Consider the following 21,599-nt stretch of genomic DNA (forward strand, 5'->3'; position numbering starts at 1 on the left):
TGAGTTATTTTGATTTCCCAGAAGTGCAACGATAATTATTATTGCGGGTGAGATTATCTCAATACCCCTTATCCGGCTTTACGGTGATACTATTTCTAGCGGTAACCCATATAAGTTTCGAAATGTTATGCAGGAATCATGAACTTCTACGTTTGAATCAACACCCTACTAAACATAGGAGTGCTTTCATTGAAAAATAAGATACTACTTATTTAATTCTTCTCCTAATGCATCTATTCCTTCAATTACTCTATTTACATTTTCACCATTATTTAATTCGTTCCTTGCATGAAGCAAAACTGGCCTAACTGATTCGACGGAACGACCAAACTCGTTCATCCATTCGTAGCGAGGAACCATCCAAGTGTGAAAGTGATGGGTGGTATCTTCATTATAAAAGTAATAAACATGTTCTATGCCCAGTACCTCTCTTTGTGCTTTTCTAATCTTAGATAATAAGTTTATGTAATCAATCATTTCTTCTTCATTTAATTCATCCAAACATTTAATATGTCGTTTCGATGCTAAAATAACTAACCCCTTTATCGGATATGCAACGTCTTGATGCGCGTGAAAATACTCTGTTTCAACTATTACACCACCATCAATTTCAATTAGACCATTTGTTATTGCACAACTCAAGCATTCAACGGCAACTGTTTTTCCATTAGATAAAGTGATTTCCCTCATAATTCCTCCTAAAAACATAAATATATAAAGCTAATAATTAGTTTACAACAATAAAGGGAATTATATCCATTAATAGGGCTGTAAAAATACCGTATCCTTATCATTTAGATTAGGTAATAATTGCTTTAAGATTATACAAGTATTATTACTTTCACTATGTTAATTACATGTACTTTCATCACTTCTTCTAATAGACATTATTCTATTCTGAAATTCCTCACTAATAGAATAAACTTTATTCTAGCTGTTGAAAAAGGAGCCATATAGGCTCCTTTCTTAAGAAACTACTTAATATAGGAAATGGAGTTTTACCAATAACTATTTTATAAAATAAGTTAAATATAGACCAAACTTTCCATAGAAAATAGTCAAATTATCGAACTTCATTTCAACTTATCAATACATTTAACTCTTTTTTATCCACTTTCGATACTGTAGAACAACAAGCATCCCTAGCATCGGCATCAATAATACATATGAACCTATAAATAGCCATGTACCTATTTGCTGAAACGGACTATTTGTAAATGTCATGATCACCCAAAATAACATAGCAATAAGTGCAACAAAAATGGTGGAAATATTAACTGGTCTAGCTAATCGTGCAATTTTATCAATATTCGATTCTACATCAGTGTAAATTGGTTTTGTTTTAGGTGTAGCTTTGAAAATATGCATTTCATAACTTGAACATACATGTGTCCAACCGGCTGTAGAAAATAATTCAAAATATTCCTCCTCTTCATCTTTTTCTAACTTACGATAATCAATACTATACTGTACATCCTCTGGGTCCTTTTTCTCTAAGTTGTAACCAAGTGTTGCAAAACTACTTAAATGCCATCCTTTTTGTGCATTCTTCTGTAACTTTTGCATATCCTTTTGCTCGGAAAATGCTAATCCCCCAGACATCATATATTTCATATTCGTCATACTTAGCCCCCCTTTGTAAGTTCATTTTCCGCTAACGTAATCATTATTTTGCGGCGTTCAATATCTTCTTTTAAAACGGTTCTCCCTTTTTCCGTAAGTACATATACCTTACGGCGAGAATCTGATGCGTCATGTAGCACTATCAATTCTTCAGCTAATAACTTTTTAATAATCGTATATAAAGTAGCAGGTCCAATGACAAATGCGCCATTCGTTGTTTCCTCCACTAAGCTCATCACTGCATAGCCATGCTTTGGTTTTGCCAATGCTGTCATAATATAAAAAACTGGATCTGTTAATTGTTCAAGTGATTTCAACTTAGCACCTCCAAATGTATCACTTAATGATATATCTAAAAGTAATATATCATTAAGTGATACAAAAAAGCAACCTCAGGATGAGATTGCTTTTTAAATGTTGATTAATTCCAAAATACATTTTCGCTTCTTGAAGTAATAACTTTATCACATAAACACCAGTTTCAATTGGTTATTGTAATTTAATAATGGATAACAATATAGCCAGCCCCTCTTGTAATTCAGCCAATGAAGCATATGCATAAGACAAACGTATATGATGCATATCATTAGGATCATATATGTAACCAGGATTGATAAGAACCTTTTGCTTTATAAGTTTTAAAAACAATCCTTTATTAACTATAGGCTCATTAAATCGTAGCCAAATATAAAAGCCCCCTTTTGGCTTATCCCATGTTGCTACTTCTTTAAAATCTTTTGTTAATATCCTTTCAACAAATGAAGTACGCTGTTGTAATTGTTGACGCAGTTGTCCAAGATGTTGATCATATAATCCAGTCTCTATCCAATGTGCGACGATTTTTTGTGAAAAAGCACTAGATCCGTAGTCGGTTTGCATTTTAATATCAGCAAGTCGATTAATAACCGGTTCAGGCGCGACTACCCAGCCAATTCGGAGTCCTGGACTTAAAGTCTTTGATACACTACCCAAATATAAAACTTGTCCTGAGTGATCAAATGATTTTAGAGCCGGAACAGATTCCTCAAATAATAATTCTTGGTATACATTATCTTCAATGATTGGTATTTGTAACGTACTACAGATTTCCAATAATTGATGGCGTTCCTCCACTGACATTATTCGCCCAGTAGGATTATGTAATGTAGGTACAGTATAAAAAAGAGATTGTCTTTTTCCCTTTAAAGTTTTTAATGTTTCAGCTAAACGTTCATTGCTTTGTACTGACACCATCTGCATTCCAGCAGATTGAAAGGGATGAATAGAATTCAAATAAGAAGGATGCTCTTGAAAAATAATGGATTGCTGTTCAAGTAATCCTACTGAAATTAATTGAAGCGCTTGTAACGCACCCGAAACGATTAATATACTTTCAGGAGACGTATGAATACCTTGTTTACCCAAATAATCACTTAATACCATTCTCAGTCTTTTACTCCCTTTAGGTTCTGAATAACCTATATCTCGAGCATTAAGTGTCATGGATTGTAGTGATTCTTCTAGTAAATTGGTTGGCAATAATTCTGGAGACAGTTCTCCCGTACCTAACCGTATCATGGATACATCTTGCTCATATTCATTGATTAGTTGAATTGTATGGTAATTAGGCTTATGAATACTCATCTGAATATGCTTTTGCCAATTAGGCTGTGATTTGTTTAGTAGAACATTCCAGCTATTATTAGCCACAAAAGTTCCCCCGCCTCTTTTTGTTTCAAGTAATCCATCGGCCTTTAACTCATCTAATACTTGAATAATAGTACTACGGTTCACTTCCAACATTTCAGCTAACTTTCGTTGGGGTGGGAGATTCATCCCTATTGTCCATTCACCTTGTTGTATAAGAGAAGTCATCCAATCAACAATTTGACTATGAAGTGATAATTGTGAATGTCGTTTTGGTTTCCATTGCAAAAAGATCTTCTCCTTTTTTAAAAAATTGGTTGGGTTAAAAACCAACCAATTGGATGTTTTCTTTTAGTTGTAACATAGATAAAGTTGTAATGGAAGGGAGTTTTTTGATATGGAAGCTATATTACATGGATTTTTACTAGCATTTGGACTTATTTTACCTTTAGGTGTACAAAACGTTTTTATTTTCTCGCAAGGTGCTTCGCAACCAAATTTATTGAAGGCACTACCTGCGACTATTGCTGCTTCACTTTGTGATACTTTGCTTGTTGTACTTGCGGTGTTTGGCTTATCTGCCATCGTATTGCAATTTGAATGGTTACGCTTGGGGTTAATGAGTGTTGGAATCATTTTTTTACTTTATATGGGGTATTCCATTTGGACTTCTAAACCGGCAACAGTTGAGACAGGAAAAAACTTAACGATGAAGAAACAAATCATCTTTGCATTATCGGTGTCACTATTAAATCCACATGCTATTTTAGATACGGTAGCTGTAATTGGGACAAGTGCATTACGATACACTGGCATGGAACAAGTTATTTTCACTGTTACTTGTATTGCCGTATCATGGTGTTGGTTTATCGGTATTACATTAGCAGGAGCAACGATGAAAAAAGTTGATAGCTCAGGAACACTAATGAATCTTTTCAATAAATGTTCGAGTATTTTTATATGGTGTACAGCAGTGTTCTTATTCAAAGGATTATTTTAAATTGATTGAACTACAAAATTTTTCAGAATTATTGATAAATTACTCTATCACCTATAAACTAGAAGAATACTAGAGTTGTTATAGTAACCCTATTTAAAAATAAAGAAGCTTTGTATATTGTTAATTCCGAAGAATATCTTATATAGTCGAAGTGCATTAAAGTAAGTTCCTTAAAAACACATAAATTCACAACTAATCATGTGAATTAATTTTTATTTATTGAAAGGCGGACTTGTATTGGCAATTGAAGATAACGATTCTAAAGCATTAAAAACCCAAGCTTCGTGGTTACAAAGTTATATTGAGTCTCCAGAAAAACAGCGACAATTGTATAAGCGAACATTATTCATTATTGTTATGTCACAAATATTTGGTGGTGCTGGGCTAGCTGCGGGAGTAACTGTTGGGGCACTTTTAGTTCAAGATATGCTGGGTACAGATAGTTTTGCAGGATTGCCTGTAGCATTCTTAACTTTAGGTTCAGCAAGTGCAGCGCTAATTGTAGGTCGCCTAACTCAACGGTTTGGACGTCGTATGGGTCTCACAACTGGCTTTTTAGCTGGAGGAGTTGGGGCATTAGGTGTAATATTAGCTGCTACAACAGATAACATCATTCTACTCTTTGCTTCACTACTTATTTATGGTGCTGGTACAGCGACTAACTTACAAGCACGCTACGCGGGTACAGACTTAGCAAATTCTACTCAGAGAGCAACTGCTGTCAGTATAGCTATGGTGTCAACGACATTAGGTGCGGTCGCAGGGCCCAATTTAGTAGGCGTAATGGGAGGGGTGGCTATCTCCATAGGTATTCCACCATTAGCTGGTCCATTTATACTTGGTGCAGCGGCTTTTATCTTAGCAGGGTTAGTAATACTTATTTTTCTTCGCCCAGATCCTTTCATCGTGGCAAAAGCAATTGCAGAAGCTAAGGACACTAATAATAGTAAAAATTCAAAAGCATATTCTACGACTCAACTAACGAATAAACGAGGTATAATAGTTGGAGCTACAATAATGGTCTTAACACAAATAGTCATGGTATCAATAATGACTATGACACCAGTACATATGGGACATCATGGACATGGATTAAATGCAATAGGTTTGGTAATAGGCTTTCATATTGGAGCAATGTATCTCCCATCCCTTATAACTGGAATACTCGTAGACAAAATGGGCCGCATCACTATGGCCATTGCTGCTGGTGCAACACTGCTAGCATCTGGCATTGTTGCAGCTTTAGCGCCTGGAGATTCGTTGCCTTTCTTAATCCTTGCGCTTGTTTTACTTGGCATGGGTTGGAACTTTGGCTTTATTAGTGGAACAGCACTTATTGTAGATGCCACGAATATTACTACTCGTGCAAAAACGCAAGGGACAGTAGATGTTTTAATCGCCTTATCTGGGGCATCTGCCGGAGCAATGTCAGGCATCGTCGTAGCAAGTTCTAGTTATGCTACACTTTCCTTTGTAGGAAGTACTCTCTCACTTTTACTGATCCCAGTAGTAGTGTGGTCTCGTAGTAAACCGAAAAAACAAGTACTTATAAATTCAGAAGAGTAGACATTTCACAAGGTTAATAAATATACAAAATTTCGAGAAAAAGCTCCTTGCTACGAAAAATTGCAAGGAGCTTTTGAATATTGTGATAGTATTTTAACACATTCTTATCTTACTTTGTTTTCTTATATTCCTTCTCTGTTCCATCCGCGAATTTCACTTCAAGTTCAAACGAAGTATAGTTTTTATCTATGCCAAAGACAGAAATCACATGATCGATTACTTCATCATTTGCTGTAGATGCATCAAATTTAAGCTTCTTAAACATAGGCTCTAACTTAGACAAAGCTTCGTCTCCTCTAAGCTTCACATTATTACGGTCATCATCTAACTCAACTTCTACACCTGTAGTTTCATTTTCGTAATCAACTTCATAAGATTCTGTGGGTGAATAATCAACATCTAACGAAAACTCTGCAAAATTATAAGGTAAATTTTCCGTTGTCCCTGCTTGTCCATTGTTATTCATATCTTTGTTTGTGTCCGTGTTTGTATTTGTATCTGTATTCGCATTTGTATCTGTATTAGTGTTAGTATCCGTTTCTTCCTGTTTAACAGTCGTGTCACCCGTTTTATCTGTTGCCTTGTCAGAACCACAACCGTACAACATACCAAACAAAAGTGGTACCCCTAATGCCATTTTCCAATTTTTCATTTACATTCATCCTTTCTGAATTTACTTCTCGGTTTTTAATATTCCCTATAATTTAAAAAATAAACTTTACACACAATTTATTATAAAAACTTGAATAAAAAAACGTAAATAATTTAACTATTGAATTCAAATTGAGGAAATCGTTTAAGAGATTTATTCGAGCTTGTAAAAAAGTTTTAGTTAATAAGGATATCTATAGAGATGAGCACGATTATTTTATCGACACAAAAAATAACTTATTAATCAAATCTCTTGATTATTTATATGTTTTTATCCCATATTAACAATGAGGGAAATTGAAAATCAAAACCTAACGTTATTAAAAGAACTTTGATAAAAAGTCTGGAAACGTTAAATGATAAGCCAATAGATTTCATAAAATACATATTTCTTGTGTCTCTTCCTCTGCAATAGCTTTTCCAACTTGTAGGGACACTTGTATATCTTTTAAGCCAATTTTTCAAAACTGGTTGATCACTTAATCCCTCTAAGACAGCTGTATAAACACGATTCTCAGCTAAAAAATAGGCGAAATTCATTGTAAATATAGTTACCCCTACCCTATAAATCGGGACCATATTGCTATTATTTTGTTATGTCCCATTTTTGACACATTAAACGAAACAGATGATTGAAAATATTTATTAAAACAGCAACACAACCAAAGAATGGCTATTTAGTCGGAGTTTAAACAAAATAATTCCATATGTATTTGATTCCATCCCATATAGCTAAGGCTAAGATTAGTGTTAGAATACCTTTAAATATATCTTTCATGTGGGCACCTCCATAGAAGTTGTTATTTATGTATTTACGTAAGAGTTTTATAAAAGTTTCATTTTGATAATTTCATTGAAACACAGCAAGTGGACGAGGGAAAACACATTTGGGAATAAACAAGCAAAATACGAAGAAAACCAAGCGCTTTTTGATTCCACGCGCAACAAGAGAATTGATCGAAGACTATACACGTGATATTACCTCTTCTGCATGGTTGTTTCCAATCAGAGAGCCAATAGTCCAATTTCGACGACACTATTGTACAAAGTTCTGGAAAAGGAGGCGGCGGAGTTAGACTAATAAGCTATTACGCAAAGTCCTGCATCATCATAACCCGGATGACTAGTGACTGCTACTTCAGTTGTTGATGATCCGAAAATTAAAATAGATAGAATTGTTAATCCTGCAAAAATAGTAATAAATCTTTTTTTAAGTTTCATTTTATACCACCACCTCTACCATTAATGTATAATAATATATTATCCATATAAACCAAAAAAGGAAGTTTTTATATGTTTTACAATATATTTATATTTTGGTGGCCAATTTTGACTTCAATGATTTTTATAATTTTGCAAGTAGAAGTAAGTCTTAAAAACAAACTTCCATTCAGTATTTTAGTCACCGTATTGTATACACTTTTTATGATTTTTATTATTTTAGTAGTAACTTCTTTTGACTTTTATATTATATTAATTTTAATATGTATGTATTTTTGGTTCATTTCTATTTCTGTTTATGTTGCTAATAGAAGAATTTAAGGTTTGATTAATATCTACGGTAAATCGTAAAGACTGAGGGTAAACACTATATGTATTTTTAGGTAGAAAAAAACACTTAGCCAGAACATGGCCAAGTGTAAAGTAATCTATCAACAAATGAGAGACTGCAAATCTCTAGGATAATATGTTAACATTTCGATGCCTTCGTCAGTGACAAGAACCGTATCTGAATGTCTGAATCCGCCTAGTCCCTTTACATAAATACCAGGTTCCACAGTAAATACCATTCCAGGCTTTATTTCTGTATGATCTCCTAAATCAAAGAATGGTGCTTCATGACCAAGTAATCCAATATTGTGACCTGTATGATGGCTGGTTAATTCTGTTATTCCAGCTTCTTTAAAGTATTTTTGAACCGACTCCTCAACTGCAGAGCATGGTATACCAGGTTTTATTGCTGAAAACGCCACTTCTTGTGCTTCATACATGTATTGGAAATATCTCTCTTGCTCTTTGTTTGCTTCTTCTACAAACATAACTCTCTCCAATTCACTCGTATAACCAAAGACGTCTGAAGCAGCTCCAGTTACTAAAGTATCACCTTTTTTCAGCACAATATTTTGAGTTACAGCATGCGGAAATGCGGATTGTGGGCCGATTTGTCCTCTGAAAATAGCATAAGCAGTACTCCCGTGAGGCTTATATTCTTGCCCTAATGTTTCAATCATTGCCATAGTAGCTTCCATAGAAGCTCTGCTAGTAATCTCAATCTCGCTCAATCCGGCTTTAGTATACTTTTGCAATAATCGATGTGCTAAATTACCCCAACGACAAGATTCTTTAATTAGCTCAATTTCATTTTTAGATTTAATAAAACGCATTTCCTCTATAACACCTTTTAATGTTACAAATTCTTTGACGGTAATTATTGCATCTACCGACTGACCACGATAGCCCATTGAGGAACCATACCCAATAGCATCATAGCCTACTGTTTTATTTTCAAATCCGTACTCCTTTAATACTTCCTTTAAGTACTCCATTGGATGTTTAATTCCTGGATATTCAGGATATGAGTGAACAAAATCTACAACACCGTATTCTTTAGCATGTTCATGCTCCAATGCAGGTACAAATAAGTGAACATTTTGGTTAGGGTCTATAAATACCCCGATTGGTCTCTCTGTTGGGTGGAAATGGAAACCAGTTAAATAAAAGATATCTGTTACTGAAAACACGATTGCAGCATCACAATTTTTTTCAACTAATTTCCCAAAAAACTTTTGTTGGCGCTCCTTAAATTCATACTTAGGAATGGCTAATAGCATAAGTAATCTCCTCCTTGTTTTGGCTATATAAATGGCAATTTACCGTGTGACCTTCTTCAAATTCAGCTTGATCTGGTAACTCTGTTTTGCATATCTCCATTGCGAATGGGCACCTTGGGTGAAACGTACATCCAGATGGCGGGTTAGCCGGACTAGGCACATCCCCTTTCAAAATAATTCTTTGTTTCTTTTCTTTTGGATGAGTTATCGGTACTGCAGATAGTAGGGCTTGGGTATATGGATGCTTCGGGTTATTAAACAAATCTTCTGTTTTCGCAATCTCCACGATTTTCCCCAAGTACATTACTGCTACACGGTCAGTCATATGCTGAATAACGCTTAAATCGTGTGAAATAAACAAATAAGTTAACCCAAATTCTTTCTGTAGTTCGAGCATCAGATTGATTACTTGTGATTGTACTGATACATCTAAAGCAGATACTGGTTCATCTGCAATAATAAAATCTGGCTGAAGTATCATCGCGCGTGCAATCCCGATTCGCTGTCTTTGACCACCAGAAAATTCATGAGGATACCGGTCCAAATGATACTCAGATAATCCGACTATCTGAAGTATCGAAATAACCTTTTGTAAAGATTCTTTTTTGTCAAATTTGCTATGAACCTTCAATGGTTCCATCAATATTTGCCGGATACTTTTTTTCGGATTTAGTGAAGCATATGGGTCTTGAAATACCATTTGCATATGTTTACGAAGAGAACGCATTTTCTCATATGGTAATAAACCTAAATTTGTTCCGTTGAATTTGACTTCTCCATCAGTTGGTTCAGTCAATCTTAATATCGCCCTGCCTGTTGTTGATTTACCACATCCAGACTCCCCCACCAATGCAAAGGTTTCCCCTTTCATTACCGTAAAGTTCACATCATCCACAGCTCTTACTACAATCTTTTCTTTAAACATTCCTTGGGAAATTTCATAATACTTTTTTAAATTTTTAACTGATAACAGTACTTGATTCTCCAATATGCTTCACCTCCATTCCCTCTGGATCCTGAAGCCAACATTTGCTAATATGCTTTCCCTTTTGAAAAGAGGGGGGAGTTTCTGTCAAACATTTTCCAAATACAAATGGGCATCTATTTGCGAATACACAACCTTCTTTAATTTCAGATGGTTTTGGTACTTGTCCTTGGATGGAAAACAGTTTACTCTTTCTTTTATTATTCGATGGCAATGATTGTATAAGTCCTTGGGTATATGGATGCAACGGTTGATCGAATAATTCATTTACTTCTGCCTCCTCTACTACTTCACCAGCATACATTACGACTACACGATCACACATTTCTGCAACAACACTTAAATCATGTGTAATCAGTATTAAACTCATATCATTCTTTCTTTTAATATTTTTTAGCAACTCTAATATCTGGGCTTGTATCGTAACATCTAAGGCTGTTGTAGGTTCATCTGCAATCATGAGCTTAGGCTGACACAACAAAGCAAGTGAAATCATCACCCTTTGTCTCATCCCTCCAGACAATTGATGTGGATATTCATCGATAATCTGCTCAGCTCTCGGAAGACCAACCTGCTTTAAAACTGCAATAATCGTTTCCCGTATTTTAGATTTAGACATCTTCTTATGTTGCCTTAAAGGTTCGCTCAGTTGTTTACCAATAGTAAATACAGGATTCAAGGAAGTCATGGGTTCTTGGAATATCATTGAAATCTCATTCCCGCGTAGTTTGCGAAACTCTCTTTCAGTTAATTTCGATAAATCTCTATCATTGAATAGAATTTCTCCAGAAACAATTTCGCTCGTTTTTTGCGGGAGAAGTCCCATAACAGATAGGGATGTCACACTTTTCCCGCATCCTGACTCACCTACAATGCCGAGGGTTTCTCCTTTATTCACATGAAAATATACCCCTCTTATAGGTTGGATTTTCTCTTTGCCATTATTAAATTGAATACGTAAGTCTTTTACTTGCAAGATTTTTTCCATTACAATCGTCCCTCCTCGCTATTCACCTTTCAATTCCGTATCCAATGTATCACGGAGCCAATCTCCAAAAAGGTTAACACCCAGAGCAGTAATCATAATGGCGATTCCGGGAAATGTGATTAGCCACCACGAACTGAAAATATAATCCTTACCTTCATTCAACATATTGCCCCATGCTGGTTCTGGAGGTTGAACACCAAAACCCAAGAAACTTACAGAGGCTTCTGCAATAATATAAGTCCCAATTTGAAGGGAAGACAGGATAATAATTGGTGTAAATAAGTTAGGAAGAATGTGTTTGAACAATATCCCAAATTTTGAAACACCTGTTGCCACACATGCAGTTATAAATTCTTGTTCACGTAATGCAAGAACTTCGCTCCGAATGACACGGGCAAAAATAACCCAGCCTCCAATAGCAAGTGAGATAATGATATTTCGAAGACCTGATCCTATAATAGCGTTAATTACTAAAACCAATAGAATAAAAGGAAAGCTTAATTGGACATCAACAATACGCATTAATACGACATCAACCCATCCCCTAAAGTAGCCTGAGATGATTCCAACAATTGTTCCAAATGTACCAGCAAGAAGCACAGTACTTAAACCTATAATCACGGATATTTTTGCTCCCATAATTATTCTAGAAAATATATCTCTTCCTAACTGATCCGTTCCTAACAGATGACCCCCAGTCATAGGAGGTAACAACTTTTTACTGAAATCTGCAAGAAGAGGATCAAAAGGAACAATCCATTGACCGAAAATGCTTATTAATAGCAAGATTAGTATGATAATAAATCCAATAATTCCTGTCCAACTTCTCATTAGATTTAAGAAAAAAGTAGTTATTGCCGATTGTCTATTTTTTCTAACACTCAGTAGCTTTGTTGTATGAGGTACTTTTGGAAAATTTACTGTCATTCACTCACCTACTTTACTCGAATTTGCGGATTAACATATGCGTACAATATATCCGCAATGAAATTAATCACTGCATAAATTAGGGCTACGATAAATACACCAGCAAGTACGATTGGAAAATCTCTATTCATAAGGGATTGCATTAATAACCTTCCAACCCCTGGCCATGCAAAAACGACTTCTGTAATAACAGCACCTCCGAGTAAGGTACCTAAATCAAGTGCTACCAACGTGATAATTGGAATAAGTGAATTTTTAAGTGCGTATCGCCCCACTAATCGAATAGTTGGCACCCCTGAAGCCTTCGCGGTTCGGATATAATCTTTTCTTAACACATCCAACATGGTGGATCTAGTGAAGCGAGTAAACCTTGCTACGCTATAAGCCGCTAGAGTTATCATTGGAAGAATTAAATGTACTATTGAACCTGCACCACCTGAAGGGAGTATATTTAGTTGAGCAGCAAAAAAGTAAATGAGTATTAGACCTAGCCAAAAGCTTGGGACAGCTTGACCTAGTACAGTAAAAGCGACACTAATTCTGTCAAAAACTGAATTTCTTTTATAAGCAGAAAGCACACCTAGAGGAATGGCAATCAATAAGGAAAGAATTAATGCTGATATTGCTAACTGAAATGTAGCAGGTAAACGACTCAATACGAGTGGTAAAGCATCTTCTCTACTACGTAAAGATTGGCCAAAATCACCTTGAACCGCATTCACCATAAATTCTCCATATTGAATATATATTGGACGATCAAACCCCAACATTTCTCTATATTCCTCAATTTGTTCCCTTGAAGCATCTGGGGGTAAGAACAGAGCTGTTGGATCACCAGATAAACGTATTAGAAAAAATACAACAGTAAGCGCTAATAAGACAACAACCACTACTTGAATCAGTCTTTTGATTATAAAATCAAGCATACTCAACCCCCTTAAATCAGATAAATATTTATTACCTATTTATTAAAAGAGAGGGAAACAACAAATCCCTCTTAATTCGCCCAATTTATAATAGAATTTTTAATTCCATGACATCTCATACGCTTGCATTTTCTCATCCACTCGAGCTTTGAAATTCAAGTCTTTTCGGACAGCATATAAGTCTGCCTGTTGCCATAAAGGAACCCAAGCAGCTTTTTTAACTAAACTATTTTGAAGTTCAGCAAATCCATCAAGTCTTTCCTCTTCATTAAACAAAGCGGTTGTTTTATAAATTTTTGTTTCAATGTCTTTGTCATAAAAACTGCTGTACGGTGCAACTTTTGTGAAGAGATCCTCAATTGTAGATTGCGGATCGAATGCTGGTCCCCATCCTAGAATAAACATGTCACCCATTTCTCTATTTCTTATTTTCTCCAAATGTGCTCCCCACTCGTTCACTTGAACATTGACCTTCACACCAATTCGCTGTAACTGAGCAGCAATAGCTTGAGCAACTTGGGAGTCCATAGGATAACGACCATTTGGTGTATCCAACGTTAAGGTTAAAGTTTCAGATTCATATCCTGCTTCTTTCAATAAGCTTTTTGCCTTTTCTTTATCGTAATCATAGCCTTTAGTTTCGATGTAGGCTGAATTGATTTCTGAAAGCGGACCTGTCATTTTTGTCCCATGGCCATTCAAAACCGAATTGAGTAATTCATCTACATCCACCGCATAATTTAATGCTTGACGAACTTTTTCATTTTTTAGTGGACCATCAAAAAATGTGTTTAAAGCAAGGTAATTAATACGTGCTGATGCAACTTCTTCTACTTTCGATTTATCATCACCTTCAATTTTCCCAACTGAATCCACTGGAATATTTTTAAACAAATCTACTTCTCCACTTAAGAAAGCAGATAAACGTGAACTATATTCTGGGATATAACGGAACTCTAATGTCTTAATTTGTGGTTTCCCTCTCCAATAATCCTCAAAAGCTTCTAATTTCAAATAGTTGTCTCTAGACCATTCAACAAATTTATAGGCTCCAGTTCCTACTGGTTTTTTTGCTGCTACTTCTGTTCCTACCTCGTTAACATAGCCTGGTTCCATTATTAGTAAATCTTCAGCAATACGCTGAATTATGCCTGGGAAAGGCTTACTTGTTTTGATCTCAACTTCCAACGGTGAAATAACTTTCACTTCTTTCACGTCCACCCATCGAGTTTTATAAAATGATTTATTCGCATCGTCCAAGATGTAGTCAATGCTGAATTTGACTGAATTGGCATCGAAATCAGCTCCATTATGAAATTTGACTCCTTCTTTTAAATTCAATCTCCAAGTCAATTCATCTACGTTTTCCCATTTTTCAGCAAGCTCAGGGACGAATTCCCCAGATTGACCATCCCGACCAATAAGGGCATCATAGACATTACGAATTTGTGTGTCAGTTACATAATTAACGTCTGTATTTGCCATTAAAGTTCCAGCATCAGCTTCAAATGCAATGACAAGGCTATCTTTATTTGATGAGGAAGTGTTACCTTCTTTACCTGAATTACTCGTACCTGCTGTACCCTCAGTACAAGCAGATAACATTAACAATAAACTTACTGCTAATAAAACAAAGATACTTTTTTTCATATAACGATGCTCCCCATTATTGAGTTTTTGAATATAATATCTCTTCGATTTTTTTCATCGATTCAACTAGGATTTCGATTTCTTCTTCAGAAATTTTATCAATCATACTTTGAACAGTGTTACTAGCCTTATCAGCAAGTGTTTTTAATGCCTCCTCTCCTATATCTGTGAGCTCTATATGTTGAATACGACGATCCAATTCAGAAAGCTTCTTTGCTATAAGACCATCTCGTTCAAAATGTTTTAGAATTCTACTTATATAGCTTTTGTCTAATAGAAAATAATTTGATAAATATGCAGCTGTACAGTCTTTCTTGTTGGAGATTTCAAATAGAATTAATGCTTCCGTAGCTGAATAAGGACTTTCATCGGTGTAAATGTTAAAAAGCCCCATGTGACGTGTGTAAAAACGATTAAACTTTTTTATATCTTGTATTATTTTTTCTGACATTTCTTAATTTTCATCCTATTCTGAATTTTAGATTTACTTTAAATTAGAAAGTGGCTTTAGTCAACTATTATTTTTATTAAAACCAGCAAATAAATTCTATATTTCTCGTAAGCGTATTAAAGTAAATTCTTTATATAACTTTTAAATAATGTTTAAGCAAATACACAAAAAAACTCCTTTTGATTAAATTTCAATCAAAAAGAGTTTTTAACATGTCTCAATTAAATTTAATGAGTTTATTTACTTCACTTGATGCGTTATACATTTTTGGACAAAATATTTTAGAATTAATTAATTTTGAGAAGGCTCTCAATTACATCGTTTAGGAAGATTGCATATCGTTTTATATTTTAAAATCCTATTGCATTTAACAATATCAATTCTTTCACGTTATTGCTTCTCCATTAATGAAGAGGCTCAAACCCTCCATTTGTTGCTTCATCAATTTTTTGAAAAAGAAACTGGACTGTTTCCTTATCAGAGGCTGTTGGCAAACGAAATTTTTGTTGGTAATCTTCTGCCCCTTTACCTGTTATACAAACCCAATCTCCTTTATGGGCATGCTCCAATACCTCTTTTATCGCTATTGTTCGATCAGAAATGACATACCCTCCATCACTTAATGCATAAAGAGCCTGCTCCATTTCTTCATAAGGAACATCATTCAAATCATCCAATGTTAGAATATGAACATCGCTTATTTCTTTGGAAACACTAACCATATCCCGTCTCTTTTCCTTATCCCTATCCCCTCTAAATCCAAAAACGTGAAATACACGATTGGCGCCTTCTTCTCTTGCCGTTTGAAGACACTGATAAAAGGCATCTGCTGTATGAGCATAATCTATTACAACTGTAGCTCCATTAGGATGTTGTAGCATTTCAAATCTACCGGGTACTCCCGGAAATTTTTCTAATGCATAAACAACTTTTTGTTGTGGAATACCTATCAATAAAGCAGTTAAAAAAGCCATAGAAGCATTCAGAATATTGTGCTTCCCTAAAATGTTAAGACTTAATTCGAAACTTTGATTCCCTTTAAGGGATACTGTTGATACACCTGATTTGAAATGAACGATTTGTAGATCATGGTAACTTTTGTCGCCTACCAAAAATATTTGATATCCTTTTGAAGTTAAAAGATCTGCTAGTCTCTTCCCCCAATTGTCCATATGGTTAATAATGGCTAGTCCATTAGGCTTTAATTGATCAAACAGGCTTGCCTTTACAGAGAAGTAAGCCTCCATATCACGATGATAATCAAGGTGTTCTTTATCTAAATTTGTAAATAAACAATAATCAAATTCTACACCCTCTACACGATATTGAGAAAGACCGTGTGATGAAACTTCCATTATTATAAATTCATCTTCACTCAGGGCAATTTGCTTTTGAAGTTCTAGTGCATCGGGGGTAGTATTTACAGAGGGTAAGGTTTTTCCATTAACAACATTCTGAACTGTACCAAATAAAGAACAAGATCTTCCGCAGCTTTCCAAAATATACTTAAGCATATAGGTAGTTGTGGTTTTACCATTCGTACCAGTAATACCAATTACAATCTTATTTCGTGAAGGGTTACCATAAAACTGACACGCTATTTGCGCAAGTGCTAAACGACTGTTAATTACTCGAACATAAGGTACAATCAAGTCTTTTAAGTCTTTCTCTCCAACCACTACACTCGCTCCCGCTTGAATAGCGGCATCTATAAACTGATGACCGTCTACACGATAGCCTGGAATTGCTACAAAAATGTCGTTAGGACGTACTAAAGAAGAATTTGTGGCGATCCCTTTTATATCTACATCAATATCAAGAAGATGTGAATTCACAGCTTTATCTACATGTTCCAATAGTATGTTTAATTTCATCTACGGCTCACTCCTAGGTTACAAAACGAGTCATTTATATTAATCCGCGCATTTTATTTATGACCTATTGTGAAATATTTATACTAAAAAGGCGCTCTAATATGTGAGCACCTTTTTACTGAAAAATTATAATTAATAACTGATAAGTAAAATGAGAACATTTTTATTTCATTGAATGAAGTGTTTTAAAACCAAGAACTTACAAAATGATTAAACGCTAAAAGAATTACGCTAAACTAAAGGTAAATATTAGAAAAGCGATGTATTTAGGAGTTGTAAAAATGAACATAACAATTAGACAAGAGCAATCTTCAGATTATAAATTCACAGAAAATGTTGTACAAAAAGCATTTGTGAACATGGAATTTAGTGATAAAACAGAACATGAGCTAGTGGACCGCTTAAGAAAAACTAATACATTCATCCCTCAATTATCTATAGTCGCAGTTGTTAATGATGAAGTTATTGGGCATATTCTTTTAACAAAAATTAAAATAATCAATGTGGATCAATCTACAGAGTCTCTTGCACTTGCCCCAGTTTCTGTATTACCTGAGTATCAAAACAAAGGCATTGGCAAGCTTTTAATAAACACAGCGTTAGAAAAAGCTAAAGAACTCGGTTACAAATCTGTTGTCGTATTAGGACACCCAGACTATTATCCGCAATTCGGATTTAAAAAAGCATCATCATGGAAAATAAAAGCACCTTTTGAAGTGCCGGATGATGCAATTATGGCATTTGAATTAAGTGATAACGCTCTTAGTAATGTTTCAGGTGTAGTTGAATACTCAAGTGCATTTTTTGAATAACATATCAATCAGATTAACATTGTCTAACTATCCCCCATTGGATTTTATTATCTAATGGGTTTTTTTGTGAAAAAAGCCCGTCAGAAATTGCATTAATGTGGTAATGTAAATACAATATTGCTCAATTTTTCATATTATATTTTTTCCAGTAAGCAAAACCAATAATCATTTCACCCAGTTCCTCTTTGATAAAATCACGAAAAATTAATTACTAGAAAATTAATTAGAAATTTATTTTTATATTATATCCTTTCAATATAAGTCGAAAGGAGAATACTATGCGAAAAATAATTAAAGTATTAATAAAACTATCTGTTCTGTTCATTATCTTAATGGTACTAGTAACCGCATCCATCTTTACCTACCATAATTATCTTTTAAAGAAAGAGTCGGCACTAATTAAAAATGCAGGTGCGTTAGTCGATTTTAATAGTAAAAAGATTAATGTTTACATTGAAGGTAGAGGTGGGGATACGTATGTATTTATGCCCGGCTCAGGAGTAGCTGCCCCTGTTTATGAAATGAAAGGTCTTTATAGCAAATTCTCAACAGAAAATAAAATTGCTGTAATTAATAGAGCGGGCTATGGTCTCAGTGATGTTTTTAACGATAACAGAGATATCGACACTATATTAGAACAAACTAGAAGCGCACTTATTCAGAGTGGTAATACACCACCATATATATTAGTACCACACTCTTTATCTGGATTAGAAGCTATTTACTGGGCGCAAAAATACCCAAATGAAGTGAAGGGAATTATTGCTTTAGATATTGGTTTACCCCAACAGTATGTAACTCATAAAATGAGCCTAGTTGATTCAATAACAGTAAGAGGAATGAATCTTTTATCAAAAGTGGGTATTCATCGACTCTTTCCTTCTTTAACATTTAATCCCGAAGTAATTAAACAGTCGTTTTTAACTGAACATGAAAAAGAAGTATTTAAAGCCATTTCATATAAACAGTTTTTTAATAACAATATGGAGCAAGAACTTTTACAGGTATACGAAAATGGTAAAAAATCAGTTGACCTACCGATACCAACAGAAACACCTATTTTATTTTTAGATGCAATTGCTGAAGAAAATAAAAATTCAAAATATACTAAGCAGAAAAATAAAGATTATGAAGAGTTTGCAGAACAACTATTAATATCCGATGTGCTAACTATAGAAGGAAAGCACAGCATTTATTTATATTCACCAGATAAGATTTATAACCTTGCCAAGGATTTTATTAATAATAGAGTAGAGAAAAATTAAACGATTTACATTAATTATGATACTGGAAGGTCAAACCAATGAAAGAATATAACATTTTAATTGTTGAAGACGATCTTATGATTGGTCATTTACTACAGAAGATTTTACGACGCGAAGAGTATAATGTTTGTTGGAAAACAAACGGTAAAGAAGTACTAGATGTAATCCATAAAATAGACTTAGTTATAATGGATGTCATGTTACCCGGTGAAGATGGTTATCAAATCACCAAAAAGATAAAAAATTTAGGTTTAAATATCCCGATTATTTTTCTATCTGCAAGGCAGGATATTGATAGCAAACTTCAAGGTTTGACAGTCGGTGAAGATTATATGATAAAGCCATTTGACCCTAGAGAGTTATTACTAAGAATTCAGAAAATGCTAGAGAATCAATACGGTACTTTTACACAAATCAAACATTTATATATTGATGCGGATCTTACTAGGGTTTTTAATAATAACTTAAATAATGAGGTTCCTTTTACATCTATTGAAAGAAAAATATTCTTTTATTTATATGATAATAGAGATCGCATTTTGACAAAAGAACATTTCTTTAATTATTTATGGCCATTAGATGATAGAAATCAAAATATCATAAACGTACACATGAAAAAAATTAGAACAAAGATTAATGATATTAATGGTGAGATTATACAAAATATATATGGAGAAGGGTATAGATTAAATACCTATATAAAAAAATGAATTTAAAAAAGAAATATCAGTTATTATTATTTTCTGCAATTATTAGTGTGCCCTTTTTGTTACTAGTGATTAGTGTGCTTATGTCAATAATTTATAATGCTACCTTTAAATCAAAACATCAAGACATCCCTTTTCATGAATCTTTTGCATATCCAACTATGCTGTTCCTATTTTTACTTTCTTTATTTTTGCTAGCCTTTTTATTTTCGAAATCTATTAACTCATTATTAAACAAAATTAATATTTTGAATAAAACTATTAGAAATTTGGCTAGTGATGAAAAAATCCCTGAAAAAATAGTTGTAACTAGAGATGATGAAATAGGTGAACTAATCAAGTCTGTAAATATATTAATCGAAAGAACGACGTATAGAGAATTAGAACTAAAGCAAAAAGAAGAAATAAAAAAAGAACTTTTAAATAAATTAAGGCATGATATAAATACACCGTTAACTACCGTTAGATTACAATTGTTTTATTTAGAAGACCAATTTACTGATCAAGTACCTATACTAGAATCACTCTACCAACAAATACAATACATTTCTGATTTAACAAATGAACTGAATATACATTCTACTGATTCGTTGGAGAATTCTTATATCCTAAATGATGAAGTGAATATGAATAATTTATTAGAAGTCATGTGCAAGAAGTGGAGTTATTTGTATAGCATTCATGATATTGATTTGATTTATAGTACATTAAATAAAGATTTAACATGGGTAAGTAACGATTTATGGCTTCAAAGATTGTTCGATAATATTTTCCAAAATACATTAAAACATTCAAATGCAACAAAACTAGAAATTATCGTAGACAATAATATTATTTCATTCCAAGATAATGGAATTGGTTTCAATATCGCTCATAATAATACGGGGCTAGGTTTAAAAATAATTGAAGATATATCTAGGTCATTGAATATAAAATATACTTTACAGTCAAATAAAAATGGAACGTTATTTAGTTTTACAACAGAATACAATGAATAAAGCCATGACACAATAGCATTTGTTTTCAAAACTACTTCAAGATAAAAAGCTGGGATGACCAAATCAGTCATTCCCAGCTTTTTATTTTTATTCGATGATGTCACATACACGGCCAATTTGACCATCTGTAAGACGAACTTTAATTCCATGAGGGTGGAAAGAAGAATTCGTCAATAAATCCTTTACGACACCTCTCGTTTTAATACCTGTTCGTTGATCTTTCTTCAAGATAATATCTACGACAAGTCCAGGTTTTACGTCACTTCGATTTTGTCCGTTCATTTGAAAATTCCCTTCTCTACTGCTTTGATGATTCATCTAGTATAGCATAACGATTTTAATGGATGGATAACAGGTAGCTATATACTATGTAGAGTTTTATTTCACACATAAGTCACATCAATTATTTCCAATATTAATCTTAATGACATTAAAAATGGAGCTTACAAAAATGACAATCGTCAATACCCACGCTACCCATTCACCAATTAACTGAATGCTAAAAGGAAATGCGATTCCAACAACACCTATAAATATCGAGAATATCCATATATCTTTTGCAAGTTTTTCCTTGTCCCCATTAAAATCAGATTCCTGGAAACCAGCGATTAAACTAAGCTTTTTCTTTTTCCATATCAATCATCCACAAAAGAACATAAGTAAACCAATGATTAAACAAATAGAAACAGCTATAAAAAACTCTATTTTTGAAATCATGA

22 protein-coding genes are annotated in these 21,599 nt (G+C 33.9%); 6 read left to right on the plus strand and 16 right to left on the minus strand.

What is annotated here, in order from left to right:
* Positions 1-204 precede the first annotated feature (204 nt).
* The 4 genes from MHH98_RS13565 to MHH98_RS13580 form a co-directional block, all read right to left on the minus strand.
* Positions 205-690 carry an HIT family protein gene (locus tag MHH98_RS13565; protein WP_340713084.1) on the minus strand — a complete coding sequence of 162 codons (486 nt, stop codon included), beginning with the start codon at positions 688-690 and terminating at the stop codon, positions 205-207.
* Between the two features lie 405 nt (positions 691-1,095).
* Entirely contained in the window at positions 1,096-1,623 is a 528-nt protein-coding gene (locus MHH98_RS13570) for a DUF2812 domain-containing protein (RefSeq protein ID WP_076035113.1), read from the minus strand.
* Between the two features lie 2 nt (positions 1,624-1,625).
* Positions 1,626-1,940: a PadR family transcriptional regulator gene (locus tag MHH98_RS13575; protein ID WP_038189386.1), complete on the minus strand. Its 315-nt coding sequence runs from the start codon at positions 1,938-1,940 to the stop codon at positions 1,626-1,628.
* A 172-nt stretch (positions 1,941-2,112) separates the two neighbouring features.
* Complete coding sequence (locus tag MHH98_RS13580) at positions 2,113-3,537, minus strand: aminotransferase-like domain-containing protein (RefSeq protein ID WP_076065849.1); 1,425 nt, start codon at positions 3,535-3,537, stop codon at positions 2,113-2,115.
* A gap of 109 nt (positions 3,538-3,646) precedes the next feature.
* Between MHH98_RS13580 and MHH98_RS13585 the strand changes: the two genes are divergently transcribed.
* The gene (locus MHH98_RS13585) at positions 3,647-4,249 is read left to right on the plus strand and encodes a LysE/ArgO family amino acid transporter (RefSeq protein ID WP_076065848.1); all 603 of its coding nucleotides are present in this window, start codon (positions 3,647-3,649) and stop codon (positions 4,247-4,249) included.
* Positions 4,250-4,492: 243 nt separating this feature from the next.
* A complete protein-coding gene (locus MHH98_RS13590; RefSeq protein WP_412104699.1) occupies positions 4,493-5,815 on the plus strand; it encodes an MFS transporter in 1,323 nt (440 codons plus the stop codon).
* Between the two features lie 109 nt (positions 5,816-5,924).
* On the opposite strand, the gene MHH98_RS13595 is transcribed toward MHH98_RS13590, so the two are convergent.
* The 10 genes from MHH98_RS13595 to MHH98_RS13640 all read right to left on the minus strand — a co-directional run bounded on the left by MHH98_RS13595 (position 5,925) and on the right by MHH98_RS13640 (position 17,098).
* Positions 5,925-6,467, minus strand: coding sequence for a YusW family protein (locus tag MHH98_RS13595; protein ID WP_038189399.1), 543 nt, complete (start codon positions 6,465-6,467; stop codon positions 5,925-5,927).
* A gap of 1,076 nt (positions 6,468-7,543) precedes the next feature.
* Positions 7,544-7,687, minus strand: a complete 144-nt coding sequence (locus tag MHH98_RS13600; RefSeq protein ID WP_340713085.1) for a hypothetical protein — start codon at positions 7,685-7,687, stop codon at positions 7,544-7,546.
* A 431-nt stretch (positions 7,688-8,118) separates the two neighbouring features.
* Positions 8,119-9,297 (minus strand): M24 family metallopeptidase, encoded by a 1,179-nt coding sequence (locus MHH98_RS13605; protein ID WP_038189407.1) that lies wholly within the window; start codon positions 9,295-9,297, stop codon positions 8,119-8,121.
* Entirely contained in the window at positions 9,278-10,222 is a 945-nt protein-coding gene (locus MHH98_RS13610) for an ABC transporter ATP-binding protein (protein WP_051448827.1), read from the minus strand. Before MHH98_RS13610 ends, MHH98_RS13605 begins: the two co-directional genes overlap by 20 nt.
* A 34-nt stretch (positions 10,223-10,256) precedes the next feature.
* Positions 10,257-11,270, minus strand: a complete 1,014-nt coding sequence (locus MHH98_RS13615; RefSeq protein WP_038189413.1) for an ABC transporter ATP-binding protein — start codon at positions 11,268-11,270, stop codon at positions 10,257-10,259.
* 18 nt (positions 11,271-11,288) lie between these two features.
* Positions 11,289-12,197, minus strand: a complete 909-nt coding sequence (locus MHH98_RS13620) for an ABC transporter permease (RefSeq protein WP_038189416.1) — start codon at positions 12,195-12,197, stop codon at positions 11,289-11,291.
* Between the two features lie 8 nt (positions 12,198-12,205).
* A complete protein-coding gene (locus MHH98_RS13625; RefSeq protein ID WP_076035109.1) occupies positions 12,206-13,123 on the minus strand; it encodes an ABC transporter permease in 918 nt (305 codons plus the stop codon).
* A 99-nt stretch (positions 13,124-13,222) separates the two neighbouring features.
* Positions 13,223-14,773, minus strand: a complete 1,551-nt coding sequence (locus MHH98_RS13630) for an ABC transporter substrate-binding protein (RefSeq protein ID WP_038189423.1) — start codon at positions 14,771-14,773, stop codon at positions 13,223-13,225.
* Between the two features lie 16 nt (positions 14,774-14,789).
* Positions 14,790-15,224 (minus strand): MarR family winged helix-turn-helix transcriptional regulator, encoded by a 435-nt coding sequence (locus tag MHH98_RS13635; protein WP_038189426.1) that lies wholly within the window; start codon positions 15,222-15,224, stop codon positions 14,790-14,792.
* Positions 15,225-15,628: 404 nt separating this feature from the next.
* Positions 15,629-17,098: a UDP-N-acetylmuramoyl-L-alanyl-D-glutamate--2,6-diaminopimelate ligase gene (locus tag MHH98_RS13640; protein WP_038189430.1), complete on the minus strand. Its 1,470-nt coding sequence runs from the start codon at positions 17,096-17,098 to the stop codon at positions 15,629-15,631.
* A 281-nt stretch (positions 17,099-17,379) separates the two neighbouring features.
* Between MHH98_RS13640 and MHH98_RS13645 the strand changes: the two genes are divergently transcribed.
* The 4 genes from MHH98_RS13645 to MHH98_RS13660 all read left to right on the plus strand — a co-directional run bounded on the left by MHH98_RS13645 (position 17,380) and on the right by MHH98_RS13660 (position 20,880).
* Positions 17,380-17,910, plus strand: a complete 531-nt coding sequence (locus tag MHH98_RS13645) for a GNAT family N-acetyltransferase (protein WP_038189433.1) — start codon at positions 17,380-17,382, stop codon at positions 17,908-17,910.
* A gap of 278 nt (positions 17,911-18,188) precedes the next feature.
* Positions 18,189-19,175: an alpha/beta fold hydrolase gene (locus MHH98_RS13650; protein ID WP_340713086.1), complete on the plus strand. Its 987-nt coding sequence runs from the start codon at positions 18,189-18,191 to the stop codon at positions 19,173-19,175.
* Between the two features lie 38 nt (positions 19,176-19,213).
* Positions 19,214-19,885 (plus strand): response regulator transcription factor, encoded by a 672-nt coding sequence (locus tag MHH98_RS13655; protein WP_038189438.1) that lies wholly within the window; start codon positions 19,214-19,216, stop codon positions 19,883-19,885.
* Positions 19,882-20,880: a sensor histidine kinase gene (locus tag MHH98_RS13660; protein ID WP_038189441.1), complete on the plus strand. Its 999-nt coding sequence runs from the start codon at positions 19,882-19,884 to the stop codon at positions 20,878-20,880. Before MHH98_RS13655 ends, MHH98_RS13660 begins: the two co-directional genes overlap by 4 nt.
* Before the next feature lie 87 nt (positions 20,881-20,967).
* Here MHH98_RS13660 and MHH98_RS13665 read toward each other — a convergent pair whose 3' ends face one another.
* Positions 20,968-21,162 (minus strand): YwbE family protein, encoded by a 195-nt coding sequence (locus MHH98_RS13665; protein WP_038189444.1) that lies wholly within the window; start codon positions 21,160-21,162, stop codon positions 20,968-20,970.
* Between the two features lie 117 nt (positions 21,163-21,279).
* A complete protein-coding gene (locus tag MHH98_RS13670) occupies positions 21,280-21,519 on the minus strand; it encodes a DUF3784 domain-containing protein (RefSeq protein WP_051448822.1) in 240 nt (79 codons plus the stop codon).
* Positions 21,520-21,599 lie beyond the last annotated feature (80 nt).

It is taken from the genome of Viridibacillus sp. FSL H8-0110, assembly GCF_038003565.1.
Taxonomy (GTDB): Bacteria; Bacillota; Bacilli; order Bacillales_A; family Planococcaceae; genus Viridibacillus; species Viridibacillus arenosi.

Bases quoted from the DNA above. Each gene is read 5' to 3' on its own strand.
- MHH98_RS13665 (WP_038189444.1), bottom strand. From the start codon at position 21,162: ATGAACGGACAAAATCGAAGTGACGTAAAACCTGGACTTGTCGTAGAT.
- MHH98_RS13585 (WP_076065848.1), top strand. From the start codon at position 3,647: ATGGAAGCTATATTACATGGATTTTTACTAGCATTTGGACTTATTTTA.
- MHH98_RS13605 (WP_038189407.1), bottom strand. From the start codon at position 9,297: ATGCTATTAGCCATTCCTAAGTATGAATTTAAGGAGCGCCAACAAAAG.
- MHH98_RS13655 (WP_038189438.1), top strand. From the start codon at position 19,214: ATGAAAGAATATAACATTTTAATTGTTGAAGACGATCTTATGATTGGT.
- MHH98_RS13565 (WP_340713084.1), bottom strand. From the start codon at position 690: ATGAGGGAAATCACTTTATCTAATGGAAAAACAGTTGCCGTTGAATGC.
- MHH98_RS13615 (WP_038189413.1), bottom strand. From the start codon at position 11,270: ATGGAAAAAATCTTGCAAGTAAAAGACTTACGTATTCAATTTAATAAT.
- MHH98_RS13635 (WP_038189426.1), bottom strand. From the start codon at position 15,224: ATGTCAGAAAAAATAATACAAGATATAAAAAAGTTTAATCGTTTTTAC.
- MHH98_RS13630 (WP_038189423.1), bottom strand. From the start codon at position 14,773: ATGAAAAAAAGTATCTTTGTTTTATTAGCAGTAAGTTTATTGTTAATG.
- MHH98_RS13620 (WP_038189416.1), bottom strand. From the start codon at position 12,197: ATGACAGTAAATTTTCCAAAAGTACCTCATACAACAAAGCTACTGAGT.
- MHH98_RS13640 (WP_038189430.1), bottom strand. From the start codon at position 17,098: ATGAAATTAAACATACTATTGGAACATGTAGATAAAGCTGTGAATTCA.
- MHH98_RS13610 (WP_051448827.1), bottom strand. From the start codon at position 10,222: ATGTTTAAAGAAAAGATTGTAGTAAGAGCTGTGGATGATGTGAACTTT.
- MHH98_RS13625 (WP_076035109.1), bottom strand. From the start codon at position 13,123: ATGCTTGATTTTATAATCAAAAGACTGATTCAAGTAGTGGTTGTTGTC.
- MHH98_RS13650 (WP_340713086.1), top strand. From the start codon at position 18,189: ATGCGAAAAATAATTAAAGTATTAATAAAACTATCTGTTCTGTTCATT.
- MHH98_RS13645 (WP_038189433.1), top strand. From the start codon at position 17,380: ATGAACATAACAATTAGACAAGAGCAATCTTCAGATTATAAATTCACA.
- MHH98_RS13600 (WP_340713085.1), bottom strand. From the start codon at position 7,687: ATGAAACTTAAAAAAAGATTTATTACTATTTTTGCAGGATTAACAATT.
- MHH98_RS13660 (WP_038189441.1), top strand. From the start codon at position 19,882: ATGAATTTAAAAAAGAAATATCAGTTATTATTATTTTCTGCAATTATT.
- MHH98_RS13570 (WP_076035113.1), bottom strand. From the start codon at position 1,623: ATGACGAATATGAAATATATGATGTCTGGGGGATTAGCATTTTCCGAG.
- MHH98_RS13595 (WP_038189399.1), bottom strand. From the start codon at position 6,467: ATGAAAAATTGGAAAATGGCATTAGGGGTACCACTTTTGTTTGGTATG.